The sequence below is a fragment of the Albidovulum litorale genome (assembly GCF_025751495.1).
In the GTDB taxonomy this organism is placed as follows: domain Bacteria; phylum Pseudomonadota; class Alphaproteobacteria; order Rhodobacterales; family Rhodobacteraceae; genus Albidovulum; species Albidovulum litorale.
Genome location: NZ_JAOWKZ010000002.1, coordinates 942,097 through 959,675, shown reverse-complemented (window position 1 = coordinate 959,675; position 17,579 = coordinate 942,097). Strand labels below are relative to the sequence as shown.

Below are 17,579 nucleotides of genomic sequence, written 5' to 3'. Positions count from 1 at the left end.
CGCCCACCCGCTATAAAAAGGAATACAGCCGTGAAAATCGACCTCACTTCGATGTCGCTGAAAGACCTGAAAGATCTTCAGAAACAGGTAGCGCGTCAGATTGAAGGGTTCGAAGAGCGTAAAAAGCGCGAAGCGCTTGCTGCCATTGAAGAAAAGGCCAAAGCCCTCGGGTTTTCGCTGAATGAACTCGTTGGCGCTTCGACGGTTCGTAAAAGAAAACCGGCCAAGCCGAAATACGCCAATCCCGCCAACAAGTCCGAAACCTGGACCGGTCGCGGCCGCAAACCGCGTTGGGTCGAAGCTGCGCTGAAGGCCGGTAAAAAACTGGAAGATCTGGCGATTTAAACGCTATCTCGCAACCAGCGGATGAACAACCGGGCCGGCCGGCGGATCGAACCGGGAGGGGTGACTATATAATATCCCGGATTGTCTTCGTCGGAGTCGAATACGACGCGCAGCGCACCGGATTTAAGGTCTTCCTCAATCAAGGCTGCGCTGGTGATGTGAAGGCCGTAGCCTTGCCGCGCGGCTGAAAGGGCGAGTTCTTCGCTCGCGAACTCAGTAATGTTCAGATCAGCCGGATTAAGGCCAAGGCAACAATCAATCCAGTTGCGCTGTTCAGGCCAGTCGGGTTCAAGAACCCATGGCAGCCCGGCCATCACCGATCGGTCGACGGAACCTGTTGCGCCGACGATCCGAGGTGCACCCACGACCACATACCGCGCAGAGGTAAGGTATTCAGCCTCCACCCCGGGCCAATTCCCCGACCCAAAACGTATTCCAAGATCGATCCGTTCGCGCCTGAGATCCAGCACCTTGGCATCCGGCCTGAGAGAGATCGGAACCTCGGCATGATTGCTCCAGAACTGGCCGAGCCGGGGCATGAGCCAGTTCGTAGCGAATGTGGGCGTGACGGTGATGGTGACAGGGCGGTCTTCGCCACCCGCCATCAGCGCCGAGATGGTCGTCTGGATCGTGCCAAAACCTTCGTTAAGTGCCGATGCGAGTTGTGCGCCCTCCGGCGTGACCGCGAGCTTGCGGCCATCTCGGTTAACCAGTGCAAAACCAAGATAGGCTTCTAGCGCGCGGACCTGCTGCGACACGGCGGCATGCGTGACATTCAGGGATCGCCCCGCAGCACTAAAGCCGCCGAGCCGTACCGTGGCCTCAAAGGCCCGGAGTGCCGGTAGTGGCGGATAGTGAAGCCAGTCTATCTGATCCATATGTTACTCAGACTTACATATATGAAATCCTTCTGACTCTCAGATTAACGAAAAAACACGTATTTTTAAGACATGAAATTCAGATGGAGACAGAAAAATGTTAACGACACTGGCAGACACCTTCAGAATCGCCACCTTCCAGAACCGGCCGACCGAAACGAAGCAGCACTGCGTGGATCCGGCCGAGGAAATTCGCAAGCTGCGCTTTGAGGTGCGGCACCTCGATGACCACCTCCTCAGGGATATTGGCCTCGATCCAAATGATTTCGACGCAGACGAATGCCCGCCGGTCTGGCGGTGGTCACCCCGGTAGGCTTTCGGCCATGAGGCCGGCATGCCGTTCAAGAAAGGCCGCGCGCACCTCCGCCGGTGCGCGCGGTGCAATTGTCAGCCCCGCAACCGCCTGTTCCGGCGCACCGAAATACTTGTCGGCTTCGCGCCGGGTAAAGCCCGCGATCTGAACCGCCTCCAGCCAGGCCGAGATACGATCCGCGCGCTTGATCTTCTTCTTGATCGCGACCGGCAGCGCCGCTGGCAGGCCAAAGCGCAAATGGATCGCCGCCGTCAGCCGTTCGTCCAGCGCCCCATAACCTGGCCCGACCGCCGCTTTCACCGGGCTAATCATATCCCCGATCACGTATTCGGGCGCGTCATGCAAAAGTGCTGCAAGCCGCCAGCGGGCCGGGGCATCGGGATTGTCGCGTGTGAAGATTTCTTCGACCAGCAATGAGTGTTCCGCCACCGAATAGGGCCAGTCCCCGACCGTCTGCCCATTCCAGCGCGCCACGAAGGCGAGGCCATGGGCGATGTCCTCAATCTCGATATCCATCGGCGTCGGGTCGAGCAGGTCGAGCCTTCGACCGGAAAGCATGCGTTGCCACGCGCGAGCGGGTTTCTTCATCGCCGTCCTCCATCAGCCGAGACCTATGCCGGACCGCCGCAGGAGTAAACCGGCCGGTTGGAACCCGGACGCAACTCGCACGTTATCAGATGCGGTCTGACCGGAAAGAGGCACAATGAAACGCATCATCATAGCGTCACTGTTTGTCAGCGCTGCCGGAATCGCGGTGGCCGCAATACCTTTGGCAAATGATCCCACAGAGTCTTTCAAAGGACCGTCCGCGCTGCCGACTGTGCCAATCAATCTGAGTGTCTACGAAATGATCGAAGCGACCGGCGACAATCAGGATATTGCCGAGCCCTATTGCGACACGCATGCCACCCTGACCGGCAAGCTTTATTACGACTTTTACGAGACACTCGAAGATACAGCCAACCTCAATGGCGGGCGCCGGCTGGAGATGTGGCGGTCGGATATGCTCGGAACATGGACTCGCGTCTACGTGCGGTCGGACGGAATTGCCTGCGTCGCCGGAACGGGAACATTCGAGGGTTCCGGGGGCATACCGATGGATATGATCGAACAGCAAGACGTGTGATGATTTCGCCGTGTTGCTCCAACGCCGTGCCGATGGTAAGCGGGCTGGCGAAGCAAAGGAGCAACGCCGTGCCCAAGGATTATATCGTCAGAGACATCAACCTCGCGTCCTATGGCCGCAAGGAGCTTGATATCGCCGAAACCGAGATGCCGGGCCTGATGGCCTTGCGCGAAGAGTTTGGGTCAGCGAAACCGCTGAAAGGTGCGCGGATCGCCGGGTCGCTGCACATGACGATCCAGACGGCCGTTCTCATCGAAACACTAACCGCCCTTGGTGCCGATGTGCGCTGGGCCTCGTGCAACATCTTCTCGACCCAGGACCACGCCGCCGCCGCGATTGCTGAAAGCGGCGTTCCGGTCTTTGCGATCAAGGGCGAGACGCTGGAGGATTACTGGGCCTATACCGACAAGATCTTCCAATTCGAGGAAGGCACCGCCAACATGATCCTCGACGATGGCGGGGATGCGACGCTCTACATCCTGATGGGCGCACGGGTCGAGGCGGGCGAGACCAGCCTGATCGAAACGCCGACGAGCGAGGAAGAGGTCTGCCTCTTCAACCAGATCAAGAAGCGCCTTGCCGAAAGCCCCGGCTGGTTCACCAAGCAGCGCGACGCGATCAAGGGCGTGTCAGAGGAAACCACGACCGGCGTGCACCGGCTTTATGACCTGCACAAGAAGGGTCTGCTGCCCTTCCCGGCAATCAATGTGAACGATAGCGTCACCAAGTCGAAATTCGACAACAAGTACGGCTGCAAGGAATCGCTCGTCGACGGCATCCGCCGCGCAACCGATACGATGATGGCCGGCAAGGTCGCTGTCGTCTGCGGCTACGGCGATGTGGGCAAGGGCTCTGCCGCCTCGCTGCGTGGCGCAGGCGCGCGTGTGAAAGTGACCGAGATCGACCCGATTTGCGCGCTTCAGGCGGCGATGGACGGGTACGAGGTCGTCGTGCTGGAGGATGTCGTCGGCAGCGCCGATATCTTCATCACCACCACGGGCAACAAGGACGTCATCCGTATCGAGCATATGCGCGCGATGAAGGACATGGCGATCGTCGGCAATATCGGCCATTTCGACAATGAGATTCAGGTGGCGAGCCTGAAGAACCACAAATGGACCAATATCAAGGATCAGGTGGACATGATCGAGATGCCCTCGGGCGCACGGATCATCCTTCTGTCCGAAGGCCGACTTCTTAACCTCGGCAACGCGACCGGTCATCCGTCTTTTGTCATGTCGGCGAGCTTCACCAATCAGGTTTTGGCCCAGATCGAGCTGTGGACCAAGGGCGCGGAGTACAAGCCCGGCGTCTATATCCTGCCGAAGCATCTGGACGAGAAAGTCGCCCGGCTGCATCTGGCGCGGATCGGTGTGAAGCTGACGGAACTCCGCCCCGATCAGGCCGACTATATCGGCGTGACGGTGGCCGGGCCCTACAAGTCGGATCACTACCGTTACTGACCCTGGTTCTCCTCCAGGGGAGTTTTCGGCGGATTTTCCCCTCGATTCTGACGCCCTGCCGGGTTTTTCTTTACCCGGCGGGGCGTTTTGTCGTTTACTTCGGCCCGTTCGGGACCGTCCACTGGGCGGCCTGCATTTTCAGACCCAGATTGTGACAGTGGAGGGACCTGTGGGCAAAAGAGACGAACTGATCGCGAAATACGCGGACGACCTGAAGAGCAAATGCGGCATGACGCCGGATATGGCGCTGCTGACCAAGGTAACGATCGGCTGCGGCCCGTCGATCTACGATGCCGACGCGCAAACCGTGGCTGCGGGGCAGGACAGCGAACTTGAGACGGTTAAGAACAACTTCCTGATCAAGAAGCTGGGCCTCAAGGACGGTCCGCAACTGATGGCCGCGATCAATTCGGTGATCGACACCTATGGCCGGTCCGAGCGCAACAAGTACCGCGCGGTCGTCTATTACATGCTGGTGAAGCATTTCGGCAAAGAGTCGGTCTATTCCTGATCCTGGAACGCGGGCCGGATATTAACGGCCCGTTTCCATAACCGGCTGATTTTGAAGAGTATTATCGGGAAGATTTTCTTGCGCGAATCCGGCGCAGGGGTTAGCGTTATCTCAACAAGGCCAGTACGGCCGAGACCTTTTCAGTTTCACGCGTGGTGCGAAGGGAGCACGTGGGGTGGCAAAGGGTCCCGGTTGGGTGGCCGGGACCCTTTGTATTTCTTCAAAAGAACGACAGGACCGTACCGATGATGGTGCAGCCAAAGACGGCATAACCGCCGTCGATAAGAGTCAATTCCTTTGGCCGGTCCGAATAGGCGTAATTCGTGACAATCCACGGCAGGGTGATGAACGCTCCCATGCCGAACCCGGCCACAAGACCGGCACCGATGGTCTCGATCCCCGCCATTCCAAAAACATGCCGCATCATGCCGGTGACGATCAGCATCGCGATCCCGGCTATAACAAACGGTGCCACGCTCTTGTTGGCAGGTTTGCCGTCGGGGTCCACCGCGATTCCCGAGGCGGCGATCCACTGCTTCGCCCATTTCATGTACCAGAAAGCTCCGAACGCATAGGCCGCAGCGCCGGCCACGATCACACTGATGAGTTCCATGGCGTTCCCCTTTGCACGTCGCAACGCAAGGCCATCATGCCGCTGATTTTCAATCCGGTCTACAGTCCGCCAAGTTCCCGGATCAGCTTCCATTCTGCTTCTGTCACTGGCTGAACCGACAGGCGCGAATTCTTCACCAGCACCATCTCTGCCAGACGCGGATCGGCCTTGATCTCATCCAGCGTGACAGGGCGTTTCAGGGGCTCCACCGCTTTGATGTCGACGCAGTCCCAGCGCGGATCGTCGGTGGTGCTGTCAGGATGGCTGAGGGCGCAGACCTCGACCACGCCGACGACTGCCTTGCCGATATTGGAGTGGTAGAAAAACCCCCGATCACCGATCTTCATCGCCCGCATGTTGTTGCGCGCCTGATAATTGCGCACGCCATGCCATTCTTCGCCTTCCTCACCTTTGGCGACCTGCTGGTCCCAGCTCCAGGTGTCGGGTTCGGATTTGAACAGCCAGTACTGCATCAGCCGATCACCTTCTTCCACTCGGTCACAGTGACGCTTTCAAAGAGCCCCGCTGCCTTATAGGGATCGCCCGCCGCCCAACCCTCGGCCGCTGCAAGGCTGTCGGTTTCCAGCACGATCAGCGATCCGCACATCGCGCCGTTCTCGATAAAGGGTCCCGCCATCGCGACAATGCCGGTCTCTTTGATATAGGCCAGATGCGCGTCGCGGGTGTCGAGACGGGTCTGAAGCTGGCCGGGCTTGTCGCGGCAGATGATCGCGTAGAGCATGTTCATTCCTTTCTGAGCGGGCGGGCCAGAAGCGTGCTGACGGCCTCTGCCACGGTTATGTTCCGGTCGACGAGGGCGCCGACCATATTGGCGATGGGCATGTCAATTCCGCGCTTTTTCGCCAGTTGAGACACTGCTTTTGCTGTCGCAGCGCCTTCCACGGTGGTTGAGGGGTCGAACGCCTCCCCCTTGCCCAGCGCATGGCCAAAGCGGAAGTTGCGGGACTGGGTGGAGGTGCAGGTAAGTACAAGGTCGCCAAAGCCGGAAAGACCTGAAAGCGTCTCTGCCCGCGCACCGAGCGCCAGCGCCAGACGGTTCATTTCGGCAAAGCCACGGGTCATCAGCGCGGCACGGGCGCTATCGCCGAGTCCCGCCCCCATGACCACGCCCGCCGCTATGGCAACGACGTTCTTCAGCGCCCCGCCCAGCTCCGCCCCGACCGTATCGGAGGTGCGGTAAAGCCTGAGCACCGGTGTGGACAGTGCCCCCTGCAACTCTTCCCCCCGCGCATCGTCGCCGCAGGCTAGGGTCAGCGCGGTCGGCAGGCCCCGTGCGATATCAGCGGCGAAACTCGGCCCGGTCAGGATTGCTGGCACTGCCTTTGGGCAGGCTTCGCCGATGATCTGCGTTGGCCCCCTGCCCGAGGCAAGGTCAATCCCCTTGGCGCAACCGATCAACGCGCGCCCGTCGAGTGCAGCCCGATGCTGGATCAGAAGCCCCGCCATCTGCTGCATCGGGACCGCCAGAAGCAGGATCTCAGCCTGTGCAACAGACGCGATTTCCGCAGAAACAGACACTGTTTCGGGCAAATCGACACCCGGCAAACGCCGCTCATTCCGGCGTTCGGTCTGAAGCCGGGCCGCCTGATCCGGGTCGCGCGCCCAAAGCCCGACCTCCTGCCCTTCGCGCGCCAGAGCAACCGCCAGCGCCGTCCCGAAAGCCCCTGCGCCCAGAACCCCGATCTTCATGCCTTGGCCCCTTTCTTGCCCGAACCGAGCAAAGCCGGTTGTGACGTATCAAGCGGCCAGCGCGGCCGGGCGGCAAGGTCCATCCCGTCGAATAGCCCCAACCGAAACCGCTCGATCCCCGCCCAGGCGATCATCGCCGCATTGTCGGTGCAAAGCGCCAGAGGCGGAGCGGTGAATTTCAGGCCCGCTTCGTCGCAAACAGTCTCTAATCCGGCCCGAATGGCGGCATTTGCCGCCACCCCGCCAGCGACGGCCAGCACCGGTTCGGCAGGGTCCAATGTCAGGTACTCGGCCATGGCCCGGCGCGATTTTTCGGCCAGCACATCGGCGACAGCAGCCTGAAAACCGGCACAAAGATCGGCACGGTCCTGCACCGTCAGCCCGCCCTTTTCGGCCATAACTCCGTCGCGGGTCCGCAAAAGAGCCGTCTTCAACCCTGAAAAGGACATGTCGCAGCCCGGCCGATCAAGCAGCGGGCGTGGAAAGGTGAACCGCGCCGGATCGCCACCCAGCGCGGCGCGTTCCACTTCGGGTCCACCGGGCTGCGGCAGGCCGAGCAGTTTGGCGGTCTTGTCAAACGCCTCGCCCGGTGCGTCGTCAATGGTGCCGCCAAGGCGGGTGAAGCTGTCGGGGCCACGCGCGATCAGGAACTGGCAGTGCCCGCCGGACACCAGCAGCATCAGATAGGGAAAGGCCAGCCCGTCGGTCAGCCGCGGCGTCAGAGCGTGCCCGGCCAGATGATTGACCCCGATCAGCGGCAGCCCGCTTCCGGCGGCAAGTCCCTTGGCGCACATGACGCCCGACAAGACCCCGCCGATCAGCCCTGGCCCCGCTGTCACGGCGATGGCGTCCATCGACGTCAGCGGCAGGCCGGACGCAGCCAGAGCCTCTTCCACACAGAGGTCGATCTTCTCGGCATGGGCGCGGGCAGCGATCTCGGGCACGACGCCGCCAAAGGCGGCATGCAAGGCCGTCTGACCATAGACGACCGACGACAGGATCTGCCCCTGCCCATCCGCCAGCCGCACCACTGCCGCTGCCGTATCGTCGCAGCTGCTCTCAAGGCCCAGCACTGTTATCGTCTCGTTCATGGCGCTGCCGGTTGCGTGAGGCTCCATGGGCAGGTAACACCGGGAAAGATGCCGCACAATCCCGGGGGGATTTTGGACCAGGCCCGCCCGACCCTTCTGCTGACCCGGCCCGAAGCGCAATCGCGCCGCTTCGCGCAGGCATTCCGGGACCGTTTCGGGGCGGATTGGCCGGTTGTGATGTCGCCCTTGACCGAAATACGCACGCGCGATCCCGGCCCCATACCGCCCGAAACCGATGGCGTCATCTTCACCTCGCAAAACGCGGTGACTGCCTATGCCGCTTTGACCCCCCGGCGCGATGCAATCGCCTGGTGCGTCGGCGACCGCACCGCAGAGGCCGCGCGCTCGGCCGGTTTTTCGGTGCAGGTTGGTCCGGGCGATGCCGCCGGTCTGGTGAATGCGATCAAGGCAAGAAACGGCGGCACGCGATACATGTTTCCGCGCGGCGTTCATGTTGCCCGTGACGTTGCGGCCGAGCTGAATTCAGCCGGAATAGAGACTGTTTCGGTTATCGTATACGAACAGCTCGCCGTTGCCCCTACCCCGCAGGCCGAAAAATTGCTGGCATCCCCGGAAGCGGTGCTTCTGCCGCTCTTTTCGCCACGTTCGGCACGGATCGCGGCGGAACGTTTTGCCGGTTGCGCCGCTCACCTCCGCATCGCTGCCATGAGCGACGCAGTGGCCGAGGCCGCCGCGGATCTGAACCCAGGGACCCTCCGGATTGCGACCCACCCGGACGGTTCATCAATGCTCGACGCACTTGCCGCGCTTATTGCCGCACCGAACATAGCTTGAGGGCAAGGGCCCCGGCGTCTAAGCTGAGTTCAAGGGGCGGCTGCTGATCCTCCATCGCGTTGACTTGAAAAAGGAATACTCCGTGGCACGTTCAGGAAAGAAAACATCCGACTCGGCCACGGATACCGAAAAAGGTGATGCGGCCGAAGAAATGGCCGTGGTTGAGGGCGCAGAAACACCCCCCGAGCCGTTGAAGTCGGATGCAGAGGGTGAAGCGTCCGACATCTCCGCGACCGGCGCTGAAGACGAGGCGCCCTCTGATGAGCAGGTTGGCCCGGACACCGATCTTACCACCGAGGATGACGCGACCGGCGCGGATGTGATCGACGCCAGTCCTGAATCCAATCCGGAACCGGTTGAGCTTGCGCCCGAAGCCGTCACATCGGCCAATTCGGAAGCGGCAGCACCGGCGTCACGCAGCGGCTTCGGGGCAATGGTGCTCGGCGGTGTTGTCGCCGCCGGGCTCGGCGCGGCGGGGTCGGCTTTCGTCCTGCAGCGCTACTGGGCGCCGACGGACACCACGACCGAGCAACTGGCTGCGATCGCGGCCGATGCAAAAGTGCAGACCGATCGCATCGCCGCCCTGAGCGCCGAGATCGAGGCCATCCGGTCAGACCCGGCCGCTCAGACCGCGGCCGATGCACAGGCCGCCTTTGCAGAGCAGACCGGGCAGGACCTGCAAGCCCTGCGCGGGATGCTGGACGACATGGCGGCCCGGCTCGATACCGAATCGCAGCGCCTTGCATCCGTCGATGATCGCCTCGCAGAGATTGAAAAACGGCCGGTCGAAGGCGGTGCCGCGTCGGCAACGGCCCTTGAGGCTTTCGGACGGGAGATGGAGGCGCTGCGCGGAGAGATTGCGGCGCAAAAGGCTGATACCACCGCTGCGCAGGAACAGATTGCCGCCGCGGCCAGTTCGGCCACCGAACGGATCGAAGCGGCCGAAGCGGAAACCGCAAGGCTGCACGCGGAAGCCGCCGATGCGGCCCGTCTTGCGCAGGCGCGGGCCGCCATCGGGCGCTTGCAGGCTGCGCTGGACAGTGGAAAATCGCTGGAAGAGGGTCTGGCCGACCTGAAGGCGGCTGGCGTCGAACCGCCACAGGTGCTCGTCGATCAGGCCCAGGGCGTGCCAAGCCTTGCCGCCTTGCGTGACGGGTATCCTCCGGCAGCTCGGGCCGCGCTTTCGTCGTCGCTCAAGGAAACGGCTGGGGGCAGCACGATGGAACGCATAACCGCCTTCCTGCGCAGCCAGTCCGGCGCACGGTCGCTCAGCCCACGGGCAGGCGAAGATCCCGATGCCATACTGTCCCGTGCCGAGGCGGCTCTGGGTGCGGGCGATCTTGCCGCTGCGGTCAGTGAGATCGGGATGTTGCCGGAGGCCGGGCAGATGCATATGGCGGAATGGCTGGCGCTGGTCGAACGGCGGATGGCTGCGGTCGAAGCGGTGGCCGCGCTTGCGAGTGAAATGAAGTGAGGGCGACATGATCTGGTCCTTCATCAAGATCGTACTTTTCGTCGCCGCGGTTGCGGCACTGACGCTTGCGGTCGGGCACCTGACCGAAACCGGCAGCGGGATCCGCATGTCGGTTGGCAATATGGAATTCACGCTCGGGCCGGTTCAGGCGATCATCGCATTTCTGCTGCTGCTCGTCTCGATGTGGCTGCTTCTGAAAGTTCTTGGCTTCCTCGTCGCCGTTCTGCGCTTTCTGAACGGCGATGAAACAGCGGTCAGCCGTTACCTCGACCGCAACCGCGAACGAAAGGGCTTTCAGGCGCTGGCTGACGGGCTGATGGCGCTGGCTTCGGGTGAGGGTCGCGTTGCCATCTCGCAGGCGACGAAGGCCGAGAAATACCTGCAACGGCCGGAGCTGACCAATCTGATCATGGCGCAGGCGGCCGAACTTGCGGGCGACAGCCGAAAGGCTGGCGAGGTCTACAAACGCCTTCTGGCCGATGACCGCACCCGTTTCGTTGGCGTGCGGGGCCTGATGATGCAGAAACTGTCCGAAGGCGATACCGACACCGCGCTGAAACTTGCGCAAAAGGCGTTTTCCCTGAAGCCCAAGCATGAGGGCGTTCAGGACACGCTGTTGCAGCTTCAGGCGTCTGCCGGTGACTGGAAGGGCGCCCGGCAGGTGATCGGGACCAAGCTGAAACAGGGTCTTTTGCCGCGCGATGTGCATCGCCGCCGCGACGCGGTTCTGGCACTGCAGGAGGCGCGGGAAGTCTTCTCTGACGAGGCGACGATCGAAGCCCGCGAGGCGGCGATCGAGGCGAACCGCCTCTCGCCCGACCTGATCCCGGCTGCGGTCCTCGCCGCGCGGAGCTACATACAGAGCGGCAAACCCAAGAACGCGGTCAGGGTTCTGAAAAAGGCGTGGGCGGCACAACCGCATCCCGATCTGGCCGCCGCTTTCGCCGAGATAGCGCCGGATGAAACCCCGGCCCAGCGCCTGAAGCGGTTCGAGACACTCCTCTCCACGACCCCGGATCATGAGGAATCCCGTCTCATGCGGGCTGAGTTGAATATCGCGGCAGAAGACTTCCCCGCCGCGCGCCGCGCGCTTGGCGATCTCGCCGAAACCCACCCGACCTCCCGCAGCCTGACCATCATGGCGGCCATCGCGCGGGGCGAGGGTGAGGATGACGCGCTGGTGAGGGGCTGGCTGACCCGTGCGTTGACGGCAAGTCGGGGGCCTCAATGGGTCTGTGACAAGTGCCACGGCGTTCAGGCTGACTGGTCTCCGACCTGCGAGAATTGCGGTGGATTCGACACGCTGAGTTGGCGCGAATCCACACAATCGTCTGCACCGATGCCGAACGGAGCGGACATGTTGCCCCTCATCGTCGGAAAACCGTCTGAACCGGAAGCGGATTTAGCCGGGGATTCGTCAGAAACACCCGACGCCAAACCCGAAGACGACATCCTGATCCTCGACGAAGAGGTCGGTCAAAAAGCCCGAAATTAGGGCTACACACCCGGGCGCGATGATGCTATCAGCCCGCCACCAGGCCGCTGTAGCTCAGCTGGTAGAGCACGTCATTCGTAATGATGGGGTCGGGGGTTCGAGTCCCTTCAGCGGCACCACTTTCCCATACAGACAAGTCCGATGACATCCTGAAATGCCGTGTATTTTAGGATCTCAGATGATCACGCTGCCCCATGAAGTCCATAGAAGTCTGGTGAAATGCCCCCACTTTGGGGGCGTTTTCTGGGGGCATCGAGATGAGCCTGAAATGGAATGCCCCCAACCATGCCCATGCGGTCGGCTCAGACCTACACCGTCCCGGAGCTTGCCCGCACGCTGGGTGTGACCGGTGCGGTGCGCGGTTGGATCAGGCAGGGCCTGCCAGCGCTCAACACGCAGCGACCGACCTTGATCATGGGTAGCGAAGCCAAAGAATTTCTGACCGAGCGTAGGCAGGCGAAGAAGCGTCCTTTGCACCCTGATGAAGTCTACTGCCTGTCCTGCAAGGCACCGCGCAAGTTCTTCGAGAATATGGTGCAGTTGGAACAGCTTCCGGGCAAACCGGTCCGCATCACCGGCTTCTGCGCGATCTGCGAGGGGTCCGCTTCGCGCGTCGTCGGAGCGGCGCAGATCGGCGAGCTGGAAAGGTTCTTCGAGGTCAGCGGCAACAAGGACGAGGCAGCCTAATGGATACCTCGAACCTCTGTTCAAGCTGTCACTTCGAAAGGAGATATCATGCCCCGTAAGGTGAATGAAGAAAACGAACGCATCAAACGCGCCTACACCACCGACCTGATCAACGCGGTCGACCAACTCGCGCGCGGCGACCGGACGGGGAGGCCCGTGTCGATTGCGGAGGGAATGCAGAAATGCCTATCCGGGCGCCATGTCATCTTCTTCCGCAGGACCGAAGCCAATCTTGTCGTCGTGCGGATCCTTCATCAGAGCATGGATGTCGAGCGGCGCCTCTGAGATCCATCTCCGAACAATCTGACTCCGACTTTCTGCGTCGAACCAGAACGGCAGCAACGCGGGCTGCGACCGCAGCATCGCTGCAAGCCGCTGGATGTCGGCAAAGGGCCGAACGCGGCCCTTGTTCCATGCTGGGCGTAGGGCGCGGATACCTGAAAGATTTGGGGTTAGTTCCATGTCGGATCCTCCGATCCGCTATGGCCTCCCACAATGACAACCCAACGTTGACAGCGCATTTCATCACTAAATGCCGCGTTTGCTCCGAGGTCGAAAATGGGTCTCATTCTGAAATGAATCGACTCTCCATTTCGACCTCTTGTCGGCGCATCAGTTTCCAAGCCGTTTCCATGTGATCGAACATGATCGAGCGTGCAGTTTCCGCTTCGCCGTCGCGAAGAGCGGTAATGAGCTGGCGTTGGTGATCGCGGCCTTGCTTCCAAAGCTCGACATTTGGGGGAGAATAAAGGCGTCGATAGACCGTCAGATCGGTCAGCAGGTTCACCATGAAATCAATCACAAATCCAAGCAGAGGGTTCTTCGCCTGTGCGGCCAAGATTGCGTGGAACCGCAGTGAGGCAACGTGCTGTTCGCGTTCTTCATTCAGGGTCTTAGCGGGTTCGGAATACGCGGCAATGTTCGCCTCAAGCTGTTCCAGAACTTCTTCGGACAATTTTCCCGCCAGCGTCGCAGCCAGTTCAGGCTCCAGCGTCAGGCGCAGCTGGTAGATGTCTCCGATGGTCAAATTCTTGAAATAGAAGTAGTTGCCCAGCAAGGCCTTGGCGCGCTGTCGGCTGACTTCGTGCACAAAGCTGCCGCCGCCTGGGCCGGTGCGGGTCTTGATCAGCCCCTGCGCTTCGAGCACACGCATGGCCTCGCGGATGGTGCCCTTGGCCATGCCAAAGCGCTCAATCAGTTCGGCTTCCCCGGGCAAACGGTCCCCGGCCTGCAAACCCTGTTCGACGACCCAGTTCTTAATCGCTTCGGCGACCTGAACCGGGCGGCTGAGCTTGGGTTCAGTCTTGGAGCGGGTGGTGGCAGGCGGCAAACTGGTCGTCTCCCATTGGCTTGAGGTCTGGCTCGATTGTACGGCACTGGTCTGAGGCGCGCGCGCAGCGGCCAGCAAAGGCGCAGCCCGGTGGAGGGTTAAGCGGATCGGGCAGTTCCGTTCCTTTCTGTTCAGGTGCCTTGAGGGGCTTGCCCACGACCGGCGCGCTGTCAGCCAGAAGTTTTGTATAAGGGTGTCGGGGGTTTGCAAAGATGCTCTCTGCTTTGCCGATCTCGACCACGGCACCAAAGTAGAGCACGATGATCCGGTCGCTGACCGCTTCGACCACCGCGAGGTCATGGGTGATGAAGAGATAGGTCAGCCCGAATTGCGATTTCAGAACGGCCAACAGGTTGAGAACCTGCGCCTGCACCGAAACGTCAAGTGCGGAAACCGGTTCGTCCAGAATGATGATCCTGGGGTTGGCGGCCAGTGCGCGGGCGATACCGATCCGCTGCGCTTGTCCCCCGGAGAATTCATGCGGATAGCGGTCGAGAAACTCCTCGCGCAGGTTCACGCTGGCGAAGATTTCGCTGATACGCCGGTCGCGCTCTGCCTGCGCCATGCCATGAAGGCGTTTCAGCGGCGCTTCCATCACCTGGCGAATGGTCTTGCGCGGGTTGAGCGAGCTTTGCGGGTCCTGAAAGACATATTGGATCAGCTTGCCGAACTCCGCCGGATTGGCGTTATCGAGCGCGCGGCCTTCGATCTGGATTGCTCCTTCCGACGGCTCCAACAGCCCGACCAGCATCCGCGCCAGCGTGGACTTTCCGCAGCCGGATTCGCCGACGACGCCCAGCGTTTCGCCCGCCGCCACTTCGAAACTCATCGGCCGCACGGCACGCACACCGGGTGGGGTAGGGCCGAAGAACCGTGGTTTCATAGGGAAAGTTTTGGCGAGGTTGGTGACCTTTAGCGCGGGCATCAAATGGCCTCCTCCGGATAGAGGCACCGGACGGCGCGCGGTTCATTCCCCAGCAGCACGACTTCTGCTGCCCTGCAATTGTCCTGTGCCTTGTCGCAACGTGGAGCGAAGGCACATCCCGGCGGCAGGTCATCGACAACCGGTGGCAGGCCGGGGATGGCTGCCAGTTCGCGCCGTCCGCCTCCCAACTCCGGCACGCAGGCGATCAGGCGTTTGGTGTAGGGATGCGCGGGTGCGTCGAGTACGGCCTTGGTGGGACCTTCCTCGACGATCCGGCCCGCATACATCACCGCCACCCGGTCGCAAAGCTGCGCCACGACGCCGAAGTCATGAGTGATGAAAATGATCGCCAGCCCCCGGTCACGGCGCAGGTCGTCGAGGAGCGAGAGGATCTGGGCCTGCACGGTGACATCCAGCGCGGTGGTAGGTTCGTCGGCAATGATCACATCGGGTTCATTCGCCAGCGCCATGGCGATGCCGACTCGCTGTCGCATGCCGCCCGACATTTCGTGGGGAAAGTTGTCCACCCGAGCCTCCGCATTGGGGATGCGCACATCTTTCAGCAGCCTAATGGCGCGGGACCGGGCCTCGGCAGAGCCGATCTTGTGGTGCGACTGGATTGCCTCGGCGAGTTGCTGCCCGATGCGATAGAGGGGATGCAGGGTAGAAAGCGGGTCCTGGAAGATATAGGCCACCCGGTCACCGCGCTTCCGGCGCAGGGTTTCGTAGGGCGCGCCGATCAGGTCCTCGCCCTGGAACCGCACCGCGCCGCCGGTGATCACTCCGGGTGGCGAGGCGACAAGCCCCATGACCGAAAGTGCAGTGACGGATTTGCCTGAGCCGCTTTCGCCGATCACGCCCAGACATTCTCCGGACTTCACTGCCAGTGAGACGCCCCCCACAGCGCGGTAGATGCGGTTACCCACGTGGAACTGGGTTTCTAGCTCTTGAATGGCCAGAAGATCGTCGGTTGCGGCGGGGATGTCGCCCTGACGCTCCACAAGCGTGGTTGCCCGCGGCCGCGACAAGGCGCCCGAACGCAACCGGGGATCGAGCGCATCGCGCACGCCGTCGCCCAGCAGGTTGATGGACATGACGATGAGGAAAATCATCACCCCCGGCACGATGGAGGTGTGTGGATGCGAGATCATCGCTGAACGTGCCTCACCCAGCATTGAGCCGAGATCGGCTTGGGGGGGTTGTGAGCCAAGGCCAAGGAAGCTGAGACCGGCGGTTTCCAGAATCATCCAGCCCACCGTCGTCGACATGGCGATCACAATGACGGGCAGAACATTGGGCAGGAGTTCGGTCAGGATGATCCGCGTGTGCCCCATACCCGCCAGCCGCGCCGCGTCGATGAATTCATGTCCCGCAAGACCGACGGTGATGCCGCGAATGTTGCGGGCAAAGAAGGGCACGTTGACGGCGGCCACGGCAATCAAGGCGTTCATCAGCCCGGGGCCGAGGGCGGCAACGATGGCCAGTGCCAGCAGGATGTAGGGAAAGGCCATCAGCATATCCACGCCGCGCATGATGATATTGTCGGTGCGTCCGCCGAAATACCCCGCAACAATGCCGATGGCCGAGCCGATGGTGGCGGCAATCAACGCAGCGGCGACACCGATAGCAAGAGAAAGCCTCGTCCCATGCAGCAAACGGCTGAGCAGATCGCGGCCAAGATGATCTGTGCCCAGAAGGTGGCCTTCGGTGAACGGTCGCTTGAACCGGTCGGCGGTGGCGGTGATGTCGGGGTCGTGCAAGGGCAGGATCGGCGTGACGAGCACCAGAAGCAGGATCGCCCCCAGCACCACCGCGCCCATGGCGGCCAGACGATTGCGGAACAGGAGTTTCAGAAACGTGCTCATGTCTTGATCCTTGGATCAAGCAGGCTTTGCGCCACGTCCACCGCGATATTGAACATGACATAACAGGCCGCAACGAAGACAACGCCGCCCTGAACCAGCAAGAGATCGCGCTTCAGGATTGCTTCGACCAGCATCCGCCCCACACCGGGCCATTGAAACACGATTTCAATGTAGACCGCCCCCGACAGGACGAACCCGGCCTGAATGCCGAGAACCGGGATGATCGACACCATGGCCGCACGCAGCGCGTGACCCATGATCACGCGGCGTTCCGGCACACCCTTGGCGCGCGCCGTGCGGATATAGTCCTGCCGCAGGACCTCCAGCATCGCCGAACGTGCAAGCCGCGCAATGACGCCCGTCGCCACCGCCGCCAACGCGAGCGCAGGCATGATCAGGTGGTTGAGAAGATCGGGCAGGTCCCCGCCGCCATAGATCGCGTACATCCCCGATACGGGCAGCCAGCGCAGGTTCACCGCGAAGAGCAGGATCATCATCATGCCAAGGAAAAAGGACGGCACCGAGATGCCGATCAGTACGATGAATGTGATTGCCTTGTCTGCAAGGCCATACTGGCGCGCGGCCGATACCACACCCGCCAGCACGCCAAGAACCGAACACAACACAAACGCCGTGCCGGCCAGAATAAGGGTTGCAGAGAAACGCTCGACGATCTCGTCCAGAACGGGGCGGTTGAGCGAAAAGGAGCGCCCGAAATCGCCGGTCAGCATGTTGCCGAGCCAGATGAAATAGCGCTGGACCATCGGCTTATCGAGGCCAAGGTCACGGTTCAGCTTTTCGACATTTTCAGGGGTGGCGTATGAGCCGAGAATTGCGGTGGCCGGATCGCCCGGAATGAGCGACATGATCAGAAAGACGATGATCGTGATGCCCAGAAGGACCGGGACCGCAGAGATCAGACGTTTCAGGATGTAGCCGCCCATCATTGCCCCGCGCA

The 17,579-nt window shown here is 61.6% G+C and carries 21 protein-coding genes and 1 tRNA gene; 11 read left to right on the top strand and 11 right to left on the bottom strand.

The features are described 5' to 3' along the window. Positions 1 to 30: 30 nt before the first annotated feature. Entirely contained in the window at positions 31 to 345 is a 315-nt protein-coding gene (locus OEZ71_RS10595) for an H-NS histone family protein (protein ID WP_263739912.1), read from the top strand. On the opposite strand, the gene OEZ71_RS10590 is transcribed toward OEZ71_RS10595, so the two are convergent. Continuing rightward, positions 342 to 1,223, bottom strand: a complete 882-nt coding sequence (locus OEZ71_RS10590; RefSeq protein WP_263739911.1) for a LysR family transcriptional regulator — start codon at positions 1,221 to 1,223, stop codon at positions 342 to 344. The genes OEZ71_RS10595 and OEZ71_RS10590 overlap by 4 nt on opposite strands. A gap of 97 nt (positions 1,224 to 1,320) precedes the next feature. Here OEZ71_RS10590 and OEZ71_RS10585 point away from each other — a divergent pair, with 97 nt between their 5' ends. Then, complete coding sequence (locus OEZ71_RS10585) at positions 1,321 to 1,536, top strand: hypothetical protein (RefSeq protein ID WP_263739910.1); 216 nt, start codon at positions 1,321 to 1,323, stop codon at positions 1,534 to 1,536. On the opposite strand, the gene OEZ71_RS10580 is transcribed toward OEZ71_RS10585, so the two are convergent. Further along, positions 1,525 to 2,124, bottom strand: a complete 600-nt coding sequence (locus OEZ71_RS10580; RefSeq protein ID WP_263739909.1) for an HD family hydrolase — start codon at positions 2,122 to 2,124, stop codon at positions 1,525 to 1,527. The two genes, OEZ71_RS10585 and OEZ71_RS10580, sit on opposite strands and share 12 nt — an antisense overlap. A gap of 115 nt (positions 2,125 to 2,239) precedes the next feature. Between OEZ71_RS10580 and OEZ71_RS10575 the strand changes: the two genes are divergently transcribed. The 3 genes from OEZ71_RS10575 to OEZ71_RS10565 all read left to right on the top strand — a co-directional run bounded on the left by OEZ71_RS10575 (position 2,240) and on the right by OEZ71_RS10565 (position 4,636). Beyond that, a complete protein-coding gene (locus tag OEZ71_RS10575; RefSeq protein ID WP_263739908.1) occupies positions 2,240 to 2,662 on the top strand; it encodes a hypothetical protein in 423 nt (140 codons plus the stop codon). 68 nt (positions 2,663 to 2,730) lie between these two features. Next, a complete protein-coding gene (gene ahcY / locus OEZ71_RS10570) occupies positions 2,731 to 4,125 on the top strand; it encodes an adenosylhomocysteinase (RefSeq protein ID WP_263739907.1) in 1,395 nt (464 codons plus the stop codon). Positions 4,126 to 4,294: 169 nt separating this feature from the next. Continuing rightward, on the top strand, positions 4,295 to 4,636 hold the full coding sequence (locus tag OEZ71_RS10565; protein ID WP_263739906.1) for a DUF2853 family protein: 342 nt from the start codon (positions 4,295 to 4,297) through the stop codon (positions 4,634 to 4,636). Positions 4,637 to 4,856: 220 nt separating this feature from the next. Here OEZ71_RS10565 and OEZ71_RS10560 read toward each other — a convergent pair whose 3' ends face one another. Genes OEZ71_RS10560 through tsaD form a run of 5 tightly spaced genes read right to left on the bottom strand, consistent with a single transcriptional unit; the run spans position 4,857 to position 8,050 of the window. Then, the gene (locus OEZ71_RS10560; protein WP_263739905.1) at positions 4,857 to 5,249 is read right to left on the bottom strand and encodes a DUF1761 domain-containing protein; all 393 of its coding nucleotides are present in this window, start codon (positions 5,247 to 5,249) and stop codon (positions 4,857 to 4,859) included. A gap of 59 nt (positions 5,250 to 5,308) precedes the next feature. Continuing rightward, a complete protein-coding gene (locus tag OEZ71_RS10555) occupies positions 5,309 to 5,722 on the bottom strand; it encodes an EVE domain-containing protein (protein WP_263739904.1) in 414 nt (137 codons plus the stop codon). Continuing rightward, on the bottom strand, positions 5,722 to 5,991 hold the full coding sequence (locus OEZ71_RS10550) for a YciI family protein (protein WP_263740003.1): 270 nt from the start codon (positions 5,989 to 5,991) through the stop codon (positions 5,722 to 5,724). The genes OEZ71_RS10555 and OEZ71_RS10550 overlap by 1 nt, the downstream gene beginning before the upstream one ends. Before the next feature lie 2 nt (positions 5,992 to 5,993). After that, positions 5,994 to 6,959 (bottom strand): NAD(P)H-dependent glycerol-3-phosphate dehydrogenase, encoded by a 966-nt coding sequence (locus OEZ71_RS10545; protein ID WP_263739903.1) that lies wholly within the window; start codon positions 6,957 to 6,959, stop codon positions 5,994 to 5,996. Next, positions 6,956 to 8,050, bottom strand: coding sequence for a tRNA (adenosine(37)-N6)-threonylcarbamoyltransferase complex transferase subunit TsaD (gene tsaD, locus OEZ71_RS10540; protein ID WP_263739902.1), 1,095 nt, complete (start codon positions 8,048 to 8,050; stop codon positions 6,956 to 6,958). Before tsaD ends, OEZ71_RS10545 begins: the two co-directional genes overlap by 4 nt. Positions 8,051 to 8,122: 72 nt before the next feature. On the opposite strand from tsaD, the gene OEZ71_RS10535 reads away from it, so the two are divergent. The 6 genes from OEZ71_RS10535 to OEZ71_RS10510 all read left to right on the top strand — a co-directional run bounded on the left by OEZ71_RS10535 (position 8,123) and on the right by OEZ71_RS10510 (position 12,786). After that, the gene (locus tag OEZ71_RS10535; protein WP_263739901.1) at positions 8,123 to 8,845 is read left to right on the top strand and encodes a uroporphyrinogen-III synthase; all 723 of its coding nucleotides are present in this window, start codon (positions 8,123 to 8,125) and stop codon (positions 8,843 to 8,845) included. 82 nt (positions 8,846 to 8,927) lie between these two features. Continuing rightward, positions 8,928 to 10,319 (top strand): COG4223 family protein, encoded by a 1,392-nt coding sequence (locus OEZ71_RS10530; RefSeq protein WP_263739900.1) that lies wholly within the window; start codon positions 8,928 to 8,930, stop codon positions 10,317 to 10,319. Between the two features lie 7 nt (positions 10,320 to 10,326). Next, positions 10,327 to 11,814 (top strand): heme biosynthesis protein HemY, encoded by a 1,488-nt coding sequence (locus OEZ71_RS10525; RefSeq protein ID WP_263739899.1) that lies wholly within the window; start codon positions 10,327 to 10,329, stop codon positions 11,812 to 11,814. A gap of 43 nt (positions 11,815 to 11,857) precedes the next feature. Further along, positions 11,858 to 11,933: transfer RNA gene (locus OEZ71_RS10520), tRNA-Thr, on the top strand. 166 nt (positions 11,934 to 12,099) lie between these two features. After that, positions 12,100 to 12,501: a helix-turn-helix domain-containing protein gene (locus OEZ71_RS10515; RefSeq protein ID WP_263739898.1), complete on the top strand. Its 402-nt coding sequence runs from the start codon at positions 12,100 to 12,102 to the stop codon at positions 12,499 to 12,501. Between the two features lie 48 nt (positions 12,502 to 12,549). Further along, positions 12,550 to 12,786, top strand: coding sequence for a type II toxin-antitoxin system RelE/ParE family toxin (locus tag OEZ71_RS10510; protein WP_263739897.1), 237 nt, complete (start codon positions 12,550 to 12,552; stop codon positions 12,784 to 12,786). A gap of 280 nt (positions 12,787 to 13,066) precedes the next feature. On the opposite strand, the gene OEZ71_RS10505 is transcribed toward OEZ71_RS10510, so the two are convergent. The 4 genes from OEZ71_RS10505 to OEZ71_RS10490 are packed head-to-tail and all read right to left on the bottom strand — an operon-like array spanning position 13,067 to position 17,565. Continuing rightward, positions 13,067 to 13,831: a FadR/GntR family transcriptional regulator gene (locus tag OEZ71_RS10505; RefSeq protein ID WP_263739896.1), complete on the bottom strand. Its 765-nt coding sequence runs from the start codon at positions 13,829 to 13,831 to the stop codon at positions 13,067 to 13,069. Then, on the bottom strand, positions 13,800 to 14,759 hold the full coding sequence (locus tag OEZ71_RS10500) for an ABC transporter ATP-binding protein (protein WP_263739895.1): 960 nt from the start codon (positions 14,757 to 14,759) through the stop codon (positions 13,800 to 13,802). The genes OEZ71_RS10505 and OEZ71_RS10500 overlap by 32 nt, the downstream gene beginning before the upstream one ends. After that, the gene (locus tag OEZ71_RS10495) at positions 14,756 to 16,621 is read right to left on the bottom strand and encodes a dipeptide/oligopeptide/nickel ABC transporter permease/ATP-binding protein (protein WP_263739894.1); all 1,866 of its coding nucleotides are present in this window, start codon (positions 16,619 to 16,621) and stop codon (positions 14,756 to 14,758) included. The genes OEZ71_RS10500 and OEZ71_RS10495 overlap by 4 nt, the downstream gene beginning before the upstream one ends. Further along, complete coding sequence (locus OEZ71_RS10490; protein ID WP_263740002.1) at positions 16,618 to 17,565, bottom strand: ABC transporter permease; 948 nt, start codon at positions 17,563 to 17,565, stop codon at positions 16,618 to 16,620. The genes OEZ71_RS10495 and OEZ71_RS10490 overlap by 4 nt, the downstream gene beginning before the upstream one ends. Positions 17,566 to 17,579 lie beyond the last annotated feature (14 nt).

Coding starts and splice junctions, on each gene's coding strand:
- OEZ71_RS10590 (WP_263739911.1), bottom strand. CDS start 1,223: ATGGATCAGATAGACTGGCTTCACTATCCGCCACTACCGGCACTCCGG.
- OEZ71_RS10585 (WP_263739910.1), top strand. CDS start 1,321: ATGTTAACGACACTGGCAGACACCTTCAGAATCGCCACCTTCCAGAAC.
- OEZ71_RS10580 (WP_263739909.1), bottom strand. CDS start 2,124: ATGAAGAAACCCGCTCGCGCGTGGCAACGCATGCTTTCCGGTCGAAGG.
- OEZ71_RS10575 (WP_263739908.1), top strand. CDS start 2,240: ATGAAACGCATCATCATAGCGTCACTGTTTGTCAGCGCTGCCGGAATC.
- OEZ71_RS10560 (WP_263739905.1), bottom strand. CDS start 5,249: ATGGAACTCATCAGTGTGATCGTGGCCGGCGCTGCGGCCTATGCGTTC.
- OEZ71_RS10555 (WP_263739904.1), bottom strand. CDS start 5,722: ATGCAGTACTGGCTGTTCAAATCCGAACCCGACACCTGGAGCTGGGAC.
- OEZ71_RS10550 (WP_263740003.1), bottom strand. CDS start 5,991: ATGCTCTACGCGATCATCTGCCGCGACAAGCCCGGCCAGCTTCAGACC.
- OEZ71_RS10545 (WP_263739903.1), bottom strand. CDS start 6,959: ATGAAGATCGGGGTTCTGGGCGCAGGGGCTTTCGGGACGGCGCTGGCG.
- tsaD (WP_263739902.1), bottom strand. CDS start 8,050: ATGAACGAGACGATAACAGTGCTGGGCCTTGAGAGCAGCTGCGACGAT.
- OEZ71_RS10525 (WP_263739899.1), top strand. CDS start 10,327: ATGATCTGGTCCTTCATCAAGATCGTACTTTTCGTCGCCGCGGTTGCG.
- OEZ71_RS10515 (WP_263739898.1), top strand. CDS start 12,100: ATGCCCATGCGGTCGGCTCAGACCTACACCGTCCCGGAGCTTGCCCGC.
- OEZ71_RS10510 (WP_263739897.1), top strand. CDS start 12,550: ATGCCCCGTAAGGTGAATGAAGAAAACGAACGCATCAAACGCGCCTAC.
- OEZ71_RS10495 (WP_263739894.1), bottom strand. CDS start 16,621: ATGAGCACGTTTCTGAAACTCCTGTTCCGCAATCGTCTGGCCGCCATG.
- OEZ71_RS10490 (WP_263740002.1), bottom strand. CDS start 17,565: ATGGGCGGCTACATCCTGAAACGTCTGATCTCTGCGGTCCCGGTCCTT.